The organism is Rheinheimera marina (genome assembly GCF_042654345.1).
Classification (GTDB): Bacteria; Pseudomonadota; Gammaproteobacteria; order Enterobacterales; family Alteromonadaceae; genus Pararheinheimera; species Pararheinheimera marina.
On sequence record NZ_JBHSGB010000001.1, the window covers coordinates 301462 to 314991 of the forward strand.

The following is a 13530-nucleotide window of genomic DNA, read 5'->3' on the forward strand; positions in this document are numbered from 1 at the left end:
CTCGTGGTAGGCTTTCAGCCTGCCTTATGTCATGATACTGAAGACTATTCTATCAAGCCCTGCAACAGATGACGAAACTTGCTTTGCGACATTGGGTGCTGCTGACCACCCTGGTGCCGACTCTGGTAGTCAGTTTGGGACTGGCCAGCTATTTCAGCCTGGTCCGCCATCAGGATCTGGCCGCCGATTTATCGCAGCAAGCTGAAAATATTGCCGCCCCACTGGCCATCGCCAGTGAACATGCACTGTTGCAAAACAGCCGTCAGGATTTAAAACGGCTGCTTGATGCCAGCCACAGAAAAAACCCGGCTCTGGTTAAAAGTATTGCTATTTTTAATGCCGACCACGAACTGCTGGTCACCACCAATTACCACAAAGATTTTAACCTGCTGAAGTTTCCGCATTTCGCTGCCATTCCGGCTCAGCCTCAACTGGAACTGACCGACGATTATCTGGTGATGCGCTATCCAATTATTCCTGAATCCGTCGCTGCAGTGGCCGAACCTTTGCCACTGGGTTATGTGGCAGTGCAATTGTCGCGGGATAAAAACCGGTTGCGTCAGCAAAGCGCCTTGCTCGGCACCTTATTGCTGGTGGTGCTGGCCTTAGGTTTTGCTGTGTATGCCAGTCTGAAGCTGGTCAAACGGATCAGCACCCCTGTGCGGCAAATGAATGACGTGATCCGCCAACTGAGCCAGGGCCATTACCGCCAGCAACTGCCCGACAATTATCTTGGTGAGCTGGAGCTGCTACGTCGTAACATTAACAGCCTTGCTTCAGCACTGAAGCAACACGACGATGAAGTACAGCAAAGCATTGAGCAGGCCACCTCTGATTTGCAGCAAAGCCTGGAACAGCTGGAAATGCAAAACATTGAGCTGGACCTAGCCCGCAAACGGGCGTTGGAAGACAACCGCAGCAAGTCTGACTTCCTCGCCAAAATGAGCCACGAGCTGCGCACACCTCTTAACGCGGTGATTGGTTTCACCCGACAATTGTTGAAGACCAATCTGACCTCCAATCAACAAGACTACCTGGCTACTATTCAAAAGTCCGCCAACAGCCTGCTGTCGCTGGTCAATGACGTACTGGATTACGCCAAGCTGGAAGAAGGCCGGATGCCGATCAACCCCGAGCCGTTTTCATTACGTGATTTACTGAATGACGCCACCGAGCTGCTGGCCGCTAATGCCTTTGATAAACAACTGGAACTAGTACTGTTCGTTGAAAATAACTGCCCGGACGATTTAGTGGCCGACCCGGTGCGGATTAACCAGATCCTGACCAATCTGGCTGGTAACGCCATTAAGTTCACCGAACAGGGCAGTGTGCTGATCCGGGTCAGTGGCCGGGCGCTGGCGGATGATCAATGGCAGCTGAAGTTTGCTATTCATGACACCGGCATCGGCATCAGCGAAGAGCAGCAGAAGCAGCTGTTTGACGGCTTTAGCCAGGGTGACCAGCACATTGGCAAACGTTATGGCGGCACCGGGCTTGGCTTGGTAATTTCCCAACGCCTGGTGCAGGCGATGGGTGGCCGGATTGGCTTTGACAGCCGGCCAGGAGAAGGTTCAGTGTTCTGGTTTACCCTGCAATGCAAACGTCATCCGCTGTCTATTGCGGAACCCTTGCCGCTGACCGAGCTGAAACAAAAGAATCTGCTGTATTTTGAACCACAGCAAAACTCACGTGAAGCTATGCTGGCCCAGCTGGAACACTGGGGTTTGCAGGTCACCAGCTGCAGCAATATGACCCAGCTCAGCCAGACTCTATCTTTGCAGCCACATTTTGATCTGATCCTGCTTGGCCGCGCCATTTCATTAACACAGGTAAATCAGGTCATTGAGTTGCTACAGCAGTTACGCCAGCACAGTGAGCATATCTATATGCTGGTCAATACCCTGTCACCCAACCTGCGCGAAGTGCTGCAGGCGTCCGGCGCCAGTGCCGTGTTAGCCAAACCTTCCCATTACCGTAAGCTGGCGTCCACTCTGGCCCAGCCTTATTTACAGCAGAATGAACACAGCCCGGCGTCGGAGAAACCCAAAGCACGGCTGCGGGTGCTGTCGGTGGACGACAATGAAGCCAACCTGAAACTGATCAATGCGCTGCTCAGTGAAATGGTCGAGCAGGTGGACTCAGCCACCAATGGAGCGGAAGCCTGGCAAAAGGCCTCTCAAATGCATTACGACGTGATTTTCATGGACATCAATATGCCGGTGATGGACGGCATACAGGCATGCCAGCGTATTCAGCAAAGTTCGTTAAATGAAGCCACCCCTATTATTGCGGTTACAGCCCATGCCCTGGACGGTGAACGCGAACGTCTGCTGGACCTGGGTTTCTGTGAGTTCCTGACCAAACCACTGGATGAAAAACTGCTGCTGTATACACTGCGCGAATGCTGTCCGGAATTCCAGAGCAGTCAAGTTGTGGAATCCGAGCATCAACTGCCCAACAGCAAACAACTGGATTGGACGCTGGCGCTGCAGCGGGCTGGCGGCAAACTGGATTTGGCCAAAGAAATGCTGTGGATGCTGGTGAAGTCCTTGCCTGACGCGCAAAAATCCATCGGTCAGGCGATGGAAGCCAATAACAACCAGGCCTTGTTGCAGCATATTCACAAGCTGCATGGTGCCAGTTGCTATACCGGCTTACCTGTGATGAAACAACTGACTGAATTGCTGGAAACCCAGCTGAAAAAAGGCGCCAGTATTGCGGAGCTGGAACCTGAACTCTTTGAGTTGCAGGACCGCATCAGTGCCTTATTGCAGGATGCCGCTCAGTGGCCTGAGCTGGTTTGAAGATCCGGGCTGAACAGCGCCAGTTGTTGCCCGGAGTTGCGTGCATGTTGCATCGCCTGCTCAGCGTCTTCCACCAGACAGGTCAGATGATAACCAGACCAGCGCGACAGACTGACACCAGCACTAATCAGTGCCTGTTGCCCGGGCAACAGCGGGCTCAGAATAGGCACCACGGCATCCCGGCAAATCTCGGCCAGCATCATGGCTTTATCCGGATCTGTGCCCGGCAGCATCAAGGCAAATTCGAACTGACCGACCCGACCGACTAAATCCTGATTCCGCAGAAAATTTCGGCAGGCCTGCACGGCCTGCGCCAGCAGCTGATCGGCAGCCCCTTCACCTTGCTGTTGGTTAATCTGCTGTAAGGCGGTCAGCTCCAGCCGGATCAGCGCCAGTTCCTGCTGTTTCTCCTCCGCTTTTTGCAGCATGGCGCGGGCTTGTTGTGAAAAATGACGCTTATTGCTGACGCCAGTGGCGAGGTCACGTTCGGCATGTTGTTTTAATACCGAGCGGATCTGGTACAAGCGGTATAACCAAAAGCTTAAACCCAACACAAAAAATGACAGCAGAATGATCAAAATCTGGTCATACGCTGCCTGACTCTGCATCGACGACTGCTCAGCTTTGAGCAGCTGATTGTCTTTATCCAGCATGGCTATCTGGCGTAACTTGGCTCCAACATTCAGGTGTGCGTTGTAATAGGCCTGTTGCTGTATTTGCTTGTGCTGCGTCAGGCTTTCAAAGGCCTGCAGATAAGCTTCATGGTACTGCAGTGCCTGCTGATATTGGCCTTGCTGGCGTGCCAGACGGTACAATACCAGCCAGGCCGACGCTTTGCTTTGGTCGGTGTCCGCCAGCCGGCTGATTTGCAAAACCCGCTGCGCTGCCTGCCCAGCCAGCTCAGGCTGGTCCAGGCCAAAATAAGCCTCCGCCAGCGCCAGGTCAAAGTCAGCCAGCAAACGTGGGTACGCCAGCTCCCTGACTTTGGACTGATAATTCAGCAGCAGGCTCAATGCCTGCTGATAGCTGCCTTGCTCCAGGAAATAATTAGCCTGACTGTTTTTCAGCAACCCGGTGAACAACCACTCCTGATGTTTCTGGCAAAACTTAACAGCCGCCTCCACATAACTGCGCTGCGCCGCAAACTGGCCAGTCTGTAGATAGGCTTCCGCTTTTTGCTGTTTGGCTTTACACAAACTGGTCGCAGACACAGGTTCAGCTTCCAGCTGACTGGCGAATTCTATGGTTAACTCAGGCTGGCCGGCACTCAGATACGCCAAGGCAATCATCAGCAAGCCCTGCTCCCGGGCAGCGGTCTGAGTCACCATAGGTAATTGCTGCAACAAGAGTTCCAGCTCAGTAAAGGCGTCCAGGTACTGTTGCGACATCAGATAGCTGTTGACCATCAGCGCTCTGGCACGAAATGCCAGGGCAGACTCCGGCTGCTGACGACTGAGCGGTACCAGGCGCTGCAAGGCAGCGTCCGGGTCGCCCAGATAGAGTTCGGCATAAGCGAGCAGAAAGTTCAGATAGGCCAGATCAGCCTGAGACATATTGGCTTTGCGCTGCTCAAAACTATGCAGGCGTTGCTGAAACTCAGCGAAATCCACAGATTTGATCCGATCAGTACTTTGTAACTGTTCCTGCCAACTGCCGGATTCAGACCAGGCCAGCCAAGGGCAGAACAACAACAGACACAACCACAGACGACCTGACACCTGCACAACTCCTTTTGTGTTTCGTTTCATGCATTCACGATTCAGGGTAAAGGGTGGAGATAAAAACAACAAGGGGCCAGCAGCCTGTTAACCTTCCAATATAAAAATTTACTTTTCCAGAATCACTGTGGCGCAGGCATAAGCTTGTTCATCACTGATCGACAACCAGACGGAAGTGACCGCCAGACGGTCAGCCAGTTCACGTGCCGGCCCAGTCAGTGTGAGCTCAGGCCGGCCCAGACTGTCATTACTGACGATAAAATGCTGAAACGAAATACCACGTCCTATGCCGGTGCCTAGCGCTTTTGCCGCTGCTTCTTTGGCGGCAAAACGTTTGGCAAAATAACGGGCAGGCTGGCCATGACCAGCCATAATCTGCTGCTCCGTTTCGGTCAGCACCCGCTGCACCAGACGTGGAGAGCGGGCCAGGCTTTGTTCAATCCGACTGATTTCGACAATATCAGTGCCCAGCCCCACAATAGCCATTAACGGCGCGCCTCCACCATCAGGCGCTTCATTTCAGCAACGGCAGCACCCAAACCAGAGAAAATGGCGCGTGCCACAATGGCGTGACCAATATTCAGCTCATGCATCTGAGGAATGGCTGCGATGGGCTGCACATTGTGGTAATGCAGGCCATGACCGGCGTTGACAATTAGCCCTTGGCTTTGTGCAAAAGCCGCTGCCTGACGGATACGTTCCAGCTCTGCTTGCTGCACTTTCGGGTCTTCTGCTTCTGCATACTGGCCGGTGTGAATTTCAATATAAGGCGCACCAGTGCGGGCCGCCGCTTCAATCTGGCGCTCGTCGGCATCAATAAACAACGACACTAAAATGTCTTTTTGTTGCAAGCGCTGCACTGCGTCCTGAATTTTGCTGAACTGGCCAGCCACTTCCAGCCCGCCTTCAGTGGTCAGCTCCTGACGTTTTTCCGGCACCAGACAGCAGAAATGCGGATCCAACTGTTCTGCAATACCTAACATTTCTTCGGTGACCGCCATTTCGAAATTCAGCCGGGTGCTCATGGTCTGGCGCAATACGAATAAATCGCGGTCCTGGATATGACGGCGATCTTCACGTAAATGCACGGTAATACCGTCGGCGCCAAATTGTTCAGCCAGCAAAGCGGCATGCACAGGTTCTGGATAATGAGTGCCGCGGGCCTGCCGTAACGTGGCCACGTGATCAATGTTGACGCCAAGATAGATAGGGTTCATCCGTTGTCCTTCAGCTGTTGGAATAATGTGCGGCTGGTTAAAGGTTTAGTGCCCAGCAAAGGCGCCAGCAACGCTCTGCTTAAGCTTTTGGCAGCTTTTAAGCTTTGTGGTTGCCAATCAGCCTGGCCTATCGCCAGCAAATCAGCACCCAGCCAACCTGAACTGGCCTGTTGCCAGCCAAGCTCAGGCCACCATTGATAATAGAAGCCAGGCTTCAGCTCTGCCCCTGCCGCGTCCTGCACCCAGTCCAGCGGCGCATCCAGTTCAGCCAGTAAGGCAAACTCAAATTGGCGCAGGCAAGGCTCGAGCGGCTGTTCAGGCAACAATTGTAAGGTGTGATGATAAAGCTGAAACAGCTGGTCTGAATGGGTCTGGCTGGGCCATAAGCGGCAAATCAGCTCATTCAGATAGAGCCCGGCAAACAACAATTCGCCCTGCAGCGCCTGTGCAGGTGCCGCTTCTTCAGCAAAACTCACTGTTTTCAGCTCACTGCGGCCTGTCAGTTGCAGTTGCAGCAGCTGGAAAGGCTGCCAGCTCAGCCGGCTTTTGCTTTTACCGCTGCTTTTACGCACCACGGCACTGACCCGGCCCAGTTCAGGCAACAGCAACTGTAACAACAATTGCTGCTCCTTGTACGCATGGCTGTGTAACACATACCCAGGCCAGACGTCGCCTTGCATTTAGTCTTCGCCGTAACCTAAGCTGCGCAGCGCCCGTTCGTCATCTGCCCAGCCGGATTTCACTTTCACCCAAATTTGCAGAAACACTTGTTGCTCAAACAAGGCTTCCATATCTTTACGGGCTTCAGAGCCAATGGTTTTCAGGCGCTCGCCTTTATTGCCAATCACCATACGTTTTTGACTGTCACGTTCCACCAGCACCAAAGCGGCAATGTGGTAGTGTTTTTCTTCCCACTTAAAGCGTTCTATCTCAACGGTGACCGAATAAGGCAGCTCGTCACCCAAAAAGCGCATCAGCTTTTCACGGACAATTTCAGAGGCCATAAAACGGCTGGAACGGTCGGTGATGTAATCTTCCGGAAAGAAAAACTCACAAGGTGGCAGGCTGCGTTGTACCAAAGCACGCAGGCGGTCCACATTGGTGCCTTTTTGCGCCGACACCGGAATAATTTCTTTAAAAGACAACTGAGTACCCAGCCACTGCAAATGCGGCAACAGCTCTTCTTTGTCTTTGAACTGATCGACTTTATTGACCGCCAGGATCACCGGTTTTTGCGCCGCAATTAAGCGGTTCAGCACCATCTGGTCGTCATCCGTCCATTTGCTGCCATCGACTACAAAAATCACCAGTTCCACATCCAGAATAGAGCTGGCGGCTGCTTTGTTCATCAGCCGGTTAATTGCGCGCTTTTCTTCACTGTGCAGACCAGGGGTGTCCACGTACACAGTCTGATAATTTTCTTTGGTATCAATACCAATAATGCGGTGTCTGGTGGTTTGTGGCTTTTTCGAGGTAATACTTACTTTTTGCCCGACCAGCTGATTCAGCAGGGTCGACTTACCAACATTAGGACGGCCAACAATGGCCACCAAACCCGCGTAAGTTTCAGCGCTCATGGTTAATTTGTTCCAGTAAAATATGGGCACAGTCCTGCTCAGCTTTACGCCGCGAACTGCCGGTCGCAATCACAGGTTCCCGGCCAGCCACTGTGCAGCGCACTGTGAAGGTCTGGTCATGGGCATCGCCTTTAGTTTCAATCACTTCATACAGCGGCAATGCCAGACGCCGGCCTTGCAGGTATTCCTGCAGCTGTGTCTTGCTGTCTTTTTGTACTCCTGGCTGGATCACCGTCAGACGGCTGCCATACCAGGTCAGAATTCGCTCTCTGCACACCTCAATGCCGGCATCCAGATAAATAGCGCCTAAAATGGCTTCCACTGCGTCGGCCTGAATGGATTCACGGCGCAGACCGCCGCTTTTCATCTCACCAGGCCCTAAACGCAAATACTCGGCAATGCCTAATTCTTTGGCAATTTCCGCCAACGTCACCCCTTTGACCAAGGACGAACGCATCCGGGTCAAGTCGCCTTCACGGGCTTTGGGAAAATGCTGAAACAGTGCTTCGGCAATCACCAGACTTAAGATGGCGTCACCTAAAAATTCAAGGCGCTCATTATGGGCGCCTTTGCAACTACGATGGGTCAGGGCTTGTTCCAGCAGGCTGGCCTGCTGAAACTGGTACCCCAGCTTTTTCATCAGGCCAGTGACAGGTAAAGTAATCACTGAATTTTTCCTAAGCGCTCAAAGCGCACGCCCACCGGAACCCAGGACGGCAGACTGCTGTCCGGATCATTGCTGAATTCAAAACTCATCCAGATAAATACCGCTCTACCTACTAAGTTGTCTTCCGGCACAAAACCCCAGAAACGGCTGTCACGGCTGTTGTCGCGGTTATCACCCATCACAAAATAATGGCCTTCAGGCACCACAAATTCTTCAATACCAGTGCCAGGCTGTTTGTAGTAGTGCATCAGCTGCTCAGGTTTGAACGGGTGCTGCAGAATGTCGTGTTTATGTTCACCCAGCTGCTCTGTAAAACGTTTGGTTGGCAGTTCGCCATCCATAAACTCACCTTCGGCCTGCAGCGTCAGCGCCACAGGTTCTAAACCTGGGCATTGGCTTTGATCGGCATTGTCACAAGCTTTTTGGATAAACAACTGTTTGTTTTTATAAACAATACGATCGCCTGGTAAACCAATAGCCCGTTTAATGAAATCCACTGTCGGCTGTTCCGGGTATTTGAACACCACCACATCGCCACGCTCTGGTTTGCCATTGCTGTACAGGGTTTTGCGCCATACCGGGTCTTTCACGTCGTAAGAGAATTTCTCCACCAGAATAAAGTCACCGACCAGCAAGGTTGGCATCATGGAACCGGACGGAATTTGAAACGGCTCGTAGACAAAAGAGCGGATCAAGGTAATAGCCAGGATCAGCGGGAAAATTTCTACTGCAGTTTCAGCAATATAAGAGCGGGATTGAATAAGCCCTGCCGCTTCTGGCGGTAAAGTGCCACCGGCAGCAGCTTCAGCCTGCCCCAGTTTCAGTTTACGTTTCGGTGCCAGCACCATAGCGTCATACAACCAGATCAAACCACTGGCGACTGTCAGTACCACTAAAAAGATTGCGAAATAACCCGCCATACAGATCCTTTGGTTTTATTTACCGACTTTCAGAATAGCAAGGAAGGCTTCTTGTGGAACTTCCACATTACCAACCTGCTTCATACGTTTTTTACCTTCTTTCTGTTTCTGCAACAGCTTTTTCTTCCGGCTGACGTCACCGCCATAACACTTAGCCAGTACGTTCTTACGCAACTGTTTCACTGTGGTACGGGCAATCACGTGCGCACCAATAGCGGCCTGAATAGCAATATCGAACATCTGGCGTGGGATCAGCTCTTTCAGCGCTTCAGCCAGCTCACGGCCACGGCTTTGCGCAAAATCACGGTGGCTGATAATCGCCAGTGCATCCACGCGTTCACCGTTGATCAGAATATCAACCCGTGACATATCCGACACCTGGAAGCGTTTGAAGCTGTAATCCAGTGAAGCATAACCACGGCTGGTGGATTTCAGACGGTCGAAGAAGTCCATCACCACTTCGGCCATTGGCAGTTCATACACTACAGCCACCTGACGGCCGTGGTAGGTCATATTCATCTGCACGCCACGTTTTTCAATACAGAGATTGATCACGTTACCCAGATATTCTTGGGGTACCAGAATATGGGCTTCGACAATTGGCTCGCGAATTTCATCGATGTTGCCAACTGGCGGTAAATCGGACGGGTTATCAACCATCACAATTTCACCGTTTTTCTGCAGCACTTCGTACACTACGGTCGGTGCAGTGGTAATCAGATCCAGGTCGTATTCACGCTCCAGACGCTCCTGAATAATTTCCATATGCAGCATACCGAGGAAGCCGATACGGAAACCAAAACCCAGCGCTGTGGAGTTTTCTGGTTCATAGAACAAGGACGAGTCATTCAGGCTCAACTTTTCCAGCGCATCGCGGAAATCTTCATAGTCGTCCGTCGACACCGGGAATACGCCTGCGTAGACCTGCGGTTTAATGCGTTTAAAGCCTGGTAAAGCTTCTGTCGCTGAGTTACGTGCCAGCGTCAGGGTATCGCCAACCGGAGCCCCTTTAATTTCTTTAATGCCGGCGATGACAAAACCTACTTCACCTGCGCTCAGAATGCCGGTGTTGTTGGCTTTCGGAGTGAAGATACCCACCTTATCGACTTCATAGGTCTGGCCGGTCGACATCACTTTGATTTTGTCTTTGGCACGAATGGCACCATGCTTCACACGCACCAGAGACACAACGCCCTGGTAAGGGTCGAACCAGGAGTCGATAATCAGCGCCTGAGTAGGAGCATCGATATCGCCTTCCGGGCATGGAATACCGGCAACAATGTTTTCCAGTACATCTTCAATACCTATACCTGTTTTGGCTGAACACTGCACAGCGCCAATGGCTTCAATACCGATAATGTCTTCAATTTCCTGCGACACCCGATCAGGGTCGGCCTGAGGCAAGTCAATTTTGTTCAGAATTGGCAGTACTTCCAGGTTCAGCTCCAAGGCCGTGTAGCAGTTAGCTACCGTCTGAGCTTCCACACCCTGGCCAGCGTCCACCACCAGCAGCGCACCTTCACAGGCCGCCAGTGAACGCGACACTTCATAGGTGAAGTCAACGTGACCTGGCGTATCAATAAAGTTCAGCTGGTAAGTTTCACCATCTTTGGCTTTGTAATGCAGAGTGACCGACTGCGCTTTAATGGTGATGCCACGCTCACGCTCCAGGTCCATCGAATCCAGAACCTGTTGTTGCATTTCACGGTCGCTCAAGCCGCCACAGTGTTGGATCAACCGGTCTGACAGGGTCGATTTACCATGGTCGATGTGGGCAATGATCGAGAAGTTACGAATATGAGTTAATTTTGGCATTTTTTCCGCTAAAGCTACTAAGGCGGTCCGGCGTAACGCCTGAAACCCAGCCTGATGGTTAATTCAGAACAATTTGGCGCGGATTGTACTCGATCTCAGCTTTGGTTGCTACGTATGCAGTTGTAACAAGAATGATGGTTTCAGCGATGCTGCAAACTGATCTGCGGCAGTACCTTTAAGATCTGGACTGGCTCAGGTCCGGACTGCTGCCGGCGCAGGCGGATCAGGGCAAACGCCAGTCCCATGGCGGTTAATGCGCCTAAGGTGACAGTGCTGTCCGGTAACTGCAGATGCTGTAATAACAACGCAGACAGGATCAGACAGGCCAGAGGCCAAAGGTACACCAAAGCGGCAGCACTGAGCAGCTGCTGTTCAGTGACAGCTATTTGCACAGTTTGCCCGGCCAGTAAGTTGGTATGGCCGGCGACGAAAAACACATTCTCCCGCGGGGTCAGGGCTTTGGCCACCACACCTGTGCCACAGTTGTCGTTAGCCTGACAGGCATTGCAGCTGGTTTTCGCCTGAGTTTTCAGCCAGACACCTTCGGCATCTGTTTTCACCACTACGGCAATTTCTTCCAGCATTTACTGCACCGACTCGGCAATTTGCCGCGCAATTTCAATGGATACAGGGCCAATCACCGTGACATCAAACTGACTTTTGGGCAGCACAAATATGGTGGTGGCGCCGTCTCTGTATGCCTGAGCAGGCAACTGAGCAGTAGGCTGCACAAACACCGATACCTGATGCAGACCATCGGAAAGTAACCACTGCTCCATCACCTGATTTGGCTGAGCAACTGACGCCACCGGCAAAGCGCTGTAGCCCGCTGGCAGCCATTGCAGTTCCAATGGACTTTGCGGCACTTCTTTATCAGGCAGCGGCGGAATATTTTGCGGCAATTGTGCTGTCAGCGCCGGCTGTAATGAGGCAGGAAATTGATCCATAGGTTGAATATGGGTGACTACCCAACGTTCCAGCGGGTCCTTTTCCTGGCCCAACGTATCAATTTTCAGCGGAAAACCAGTATCGACATCCAGCCATAACCAATAGCCCGGCCTGTCGTTGTCAAACGCAGTTAACCGCAGCAACTGAGCATTACGTCCGGACAATTGCGTCACGCCACCGGCCACAGCATCATACAACTGCTGAATGCGGGCTAAATCCTGATACAACAGCGCCGGCAGCTCTTTAATGCTGTGATTATTGGTTGCCATGGCGGAGCGTTCAGGTGCGAAATAATACACCTTGTCGTTACGACGGAGAATTTCCAGTCCGGCCTGCTCCAATGGCATCAGTTGTTCCAGTTCATCGTCCCCCTGTACGCCATGCAGCCAGCGATAGCTGTCGACCTGGTTGGGTTTGATCACCACAAAAGAAGCTTCGAAATTGTATTGCCGGACGGCCTGCTGACAACGCTGAAACCAATTCCAGCCTGAATCATCTGCCTGACTCAGACCGGAAAAGGTCAGAAGAATGAAGGCACAACAAACGCCTTGCCAATTCATGATTAGTTCTCTTGTTTTTCAGCCTCAACCGGCGCTTTTGGCGCCTGATGCTGCGCGGTTTCCATCACGCGGATTTGCTGGTGGTGCGCCTGTAACAGTTGTTGCAAACGCTTTTGCTGTTCCAGCATGGCCTGGCGTTGTTCCTGCTCAAAGCGTGAATCAACTGAGGTCTGACTTAAGCTGACCGGCGTGGCAAAACCAGCCACCGGCTGAGTCTGCAATACAGGCAGCGGTGTATTTAAATCTGCATCCGAACCTGCCGCCTGGAATTGCTGCACTCCGACCACAGCCATCAGCGCAACAGCTGCAGCCACCGCACCTTGCATGCCCATCCGGGCCCAGCTGTTATTAGCCGCGTCAGCCAGTTTTTGCCACAGGCTGGTGTTGACCACTGTAGGCGCCACAGGCGTGAACTGGTAGGTGGGTTCCTGCTCCAGTACAGCCGCAAATCGGTCAGCGAAGTCCAAATCGATCTGAGCCGGTAACTCATTACGAATGGCTGCACCAATCAGGTGGTAACGCGCAAAGCTCTGTTGCAACTCAGTGTCTTGCAGCAATGAATCCAATTGCTCCGGACCAATCGCCTGATTATCACTCGCCGCCGAGAGCCAATCTGATTTTTCTAACGACATACTGATTCCTGTTCACTTGTTGATCAGCTAATGAGCGGTTTCAATTGTGCATCAATAGCTTCACGCGCACGGAAGATTCGACTTCTGACGGTGCCGATAGGGCAGCCCATCACTTCCGCAATTTCTTCATAGCTCAGACCATCCAGTTCACGCAAGGTAATTGCGGTGCGCAGTTCGTCCGGCAATTTTTCAATGGTCGTAAACACAACTTCACGGATCTCTTCGGACAACAACAGCTTTTCCGGCGAGTCCTGTTCTTTTAATGCGTCAGAGCCTTCAAAGAATTCGGCATCTTCGGCATCCACATCTGTTGACGGCGGTTTACGGCCAGTCGCCACCAGGTAATTCTTAGCGCTGTTCACAGCGATACGATACAACCAGGTATAAAATGCGCTTTCACCACGAAAGCCGGGGATCGCACGATAGGCTTTAATAAAAGCTTCCTGAGCCACATCGGCTACGTCGCCATGGTTCGACACATAACGTGACACCAGGTTGGCGATGCGATGCTGATATTTGCGCACCAGCAGATTAAAGGCTGCTTTATCCCCTTGTTGTACCCGCTGGACAATTTGCCAGTCCAATTCCTGCTCGCTCATCCGAGCTTTTCCCCTAAAGCTAACTACTACTTCTTTTTGCACTGGCACTCATCAGGCGTACCCTTGAGACGCG

13 protein-coding genes are annotated in these 13530 nt (G+C 52.2%); 1 reads left to right on the forward strand and 12 read right to left on the reverse strand.

Going from position 1 to position 13530, the window contains the following annotated elements; all coding sequences use genetic code 11:
- Window positions 1–68 precede the first annotated feature (68 nt).
- Window positions 69–2804: a two-component sensor histidine kinase BarA gene (gene barA, locus ACFO3I_RS01450; protein WP_377331149.1), complete on the forward strand. Its 2736-nt coding sequence runs from the start codon at window positions 69–71 to the stop codon at window positions 2802–2804.
- Here barA and ACFO3I_RS01455 read toward each other — a convergent pair.
- From ACFO3I_RS01455 to rpoE, 12 genes are all read right to left on the reverse strand, one after another.
- Window positions 2783–4522 carry a tetratricopeptide repeat-containing diguanylate cyclase gene (locus tag ACFO3I_RS01455; protein ID WP_377331151.1) on the reverse strand — a complete coding sequence of 580 codons (1740 nt, stop codon included), beginning with the start codon at window positions 4520–4522 and terminating at the stop codon, window positions 2783–2785. The two genes, barA and ACFO3I_RS01455, sit on opposite strands and share 22 nt — an antisense overlap.
- Window positions 4523–4630: 108 nt before the next feature.
- Window positions 4631–5008: a holo-ACP synthase gene (gene acpS, locus ACFO3I_RS01460; RefSeq protein WP_377331153.1), complete on the reverse strand. Its 378-nt coding sequence runs from the start codon at window positions 5006–5008 to the stop codon at window positions 4631–4633.
- A complete protein-coding gene (gene pdxJ, locus ACFO3I_RS01465) occupies window positions 5008–5739 on the reverse strand; it encodes a pyridoxine 5'-phosphate synthase (RefSeq protein ID WP_377331155.1) in 732 nt (243 codons plus the stop codon). The genes acpS and pdxJ overlap by 1 nt, the downstream gene beginning before the upstream one ends.
- Window positions 5736–6419 (reverse strand): DNA repair protein RecO, encoded by a 684-nt coding sequence (recO, locus tag ACFO3I_RS01470; protein ID WP_377331157.1) that lies wholly within the window; start codon window positions 6417–6419, stop codon window positions 5736–5738. The genes pdxJ and recO overlap by 4 nt, the downstream gene beginning before the upstream one ends.
- Entirely contained in the window at window positions 6420–7316 is an 897-nt protein-coding gene (gene era, locus ACFO3I_RS01475) for a GTPase Era (RefSeq protein ID WP_377331159.1), read from the reverse strand.
- Window positions 7306–7956 (reverse strand): ribonuclease III, encoded by a 651-nt coding sequence (gene rnc, locus ACFO3I_RS01480; RefSeq protein ID WP_377331331.1) that lies wholly within the window; start codon window positions 7954–7956, stop codon window positions 7306–7308. The genes era and rnc overlap by 11 nt, the downstream gene beginning before the upstream one ends.
- Window positions 7957–7979: 23 nt before the next feature.
- Window positions 7980–8903 carry a signal peptidase I gene (gene lepB / locus ACFO3I_RS01485; RefSeq protein WP_377331161.1) on the reverse strand — a complete coding sequence of 308 codons (924 nt, stop codon included), beginning with the start codon at window positions 8901–8903 and terminating at the stop codon, window positions 7980–7982.
- A 15-nt stretch (window positions 8904–8918) separates the two neighbouring features.
- The gene (gene lepA, locus ACFO3I_RS01490) at window positions 8919–10718 is read right to left on the reverse strand and encodes a translation elongation factor 4 (protein WP_377331163.1); all 1800 of its coding nucleotides are present in this window, start codon (window positions 10716–10718) and stop codon (window positions 8919–8921) included.
- Between the two features lie 140 nt (window positions 10719–10858).
- The gene (locus ACFO3I_RS01495; protein WP_377331166.1) at window positions 10859–11302 is read right to left on the reverse strand and encodes a SoxR reducing system RseC family protein; all 444 of its coding nucleotides are present in this window, start codon (window positions 11300–11302) and stop codon (window positions 10859–10861) included.
- The gene (locus ACFO3I_RS01500) at window positions 11303–12226 is read right to left on the reverse strand and encodes a MucB/RseB C-terminal domain-containing protein (RefSeq protein ID WP_377331168.1); all 924 of its coding nucleotides are present in this window, start codon (window positions 12224–12226) and stop codon (window positions 11303–11305) included.
- Window positions 12227–12228: 2 nt separating this feature from the next.
- Window positions 12229–12858, reverse strand: coding sequence for a sigma-E factor negative regulatory protein (locus ACFO3I_RS01505; RefSeq protein WP_377331169.1), 630 nt, complete (start codon window positions 12856–12858; stop codon window positions 12229–12231).
- Window positions 12859–12881: 23 nt separating this feature from the next.
- Window positions 12882–13457 (reverse strand): RNA polymerase sigma factor RpoE, encoded by a 576-nt coding sequence (gene rpoE / locus ACFO3I_RS01510; RefSeq protein ID WP_377331171.1) that lies wholly within the window; start codon window positions 13455–13457, stop codon window positions 12882–12884.
- Window positions 13458–13530 lie beyond the last annotated feature (73 nt).

Bases quoted from the DNA above. Each gene is read 5' to 3' on its own strand.
- ACFO3I_RS01505 (WP_377331169.1), bottom strand. From the start codon at position 12,858: ATGTCGTTAGAAAAATCAGATTGGCTCTCGGCGGCGAGTGATAATCAG.
- acpS (WP_377331153.1), bottom strand. From the start codon at position 5,008: ATGGCTATTGTGGGGCTGGGCACTGATATTGTCGAAATCAGTCGGATT.
- recO (WP_377331157.1), bottom strand. From the start codon at position 6,419: ATGCAAGGCGACGTCTGGCCTGGGTATGTGTTACACAGCCATGCGTAC.
- lepA (WP_377331163.1), bottom strand. From the start codon at position 10,718: ATGCCAAAATTAACTCATATTCGTAACTTCTCGATCATTGCCCACATC.
- era (WP_377331159.1), bottom strand. From the start codon at position 7,316: ATGAGCGCTGAAACTTACGCGGGTTTGGTGGCCATTGTTGGCCGTCCT.
- pdxJ (WP_377331155.1), bottom strand. From the start codon at position 5,739: ATGAACCCTATCTATCTTGGCGTCAACATTGATCACGTGGCCACGTTA.
- ACFO3I_RS01500 (WP_377331168.1), bottom strand. From the start codon at position 12,226: ATGAATTGGCAAGGCGTTTGTTGTGCCTTCATTCTTCTGACCTTTTCC.
- rpoE (WP_377331171.1), bottom strand. From the start codon at position 13,457: ATGAGCGAGCAGGAATTGGACTGGCAAATTGTCCAGCGGGTACAACAA.
- lepB (WP_377331161.1), bottom strand. From the start codon at position 8,903: ATGGCGGGTTATTTCGCAATCTTTTTAGTGGTACTGACAGTCGCCAGT.
- ACFO3I_RS01495 (WP_377331166.1), bottom strand. From the start codon at position 11,302: ATGCTGGAAGAAATTGCCGTAGTGGTGAAAACAGATGCCGAAGGTGTC.
- barA (WP_377331149.1), top strand. From the start codon at position 69: ATGACGAAACTTGCTTTGCGACATTGGGTGCTGCTGACCACCCTGGTG.
- rnc (WP_377331331.1), bottom strand. From the start codon at position 7,956: ATGAAAAAGCTGGGGTACCAGTTTCAGCAGGCCAGCCTGCTGGAACAA.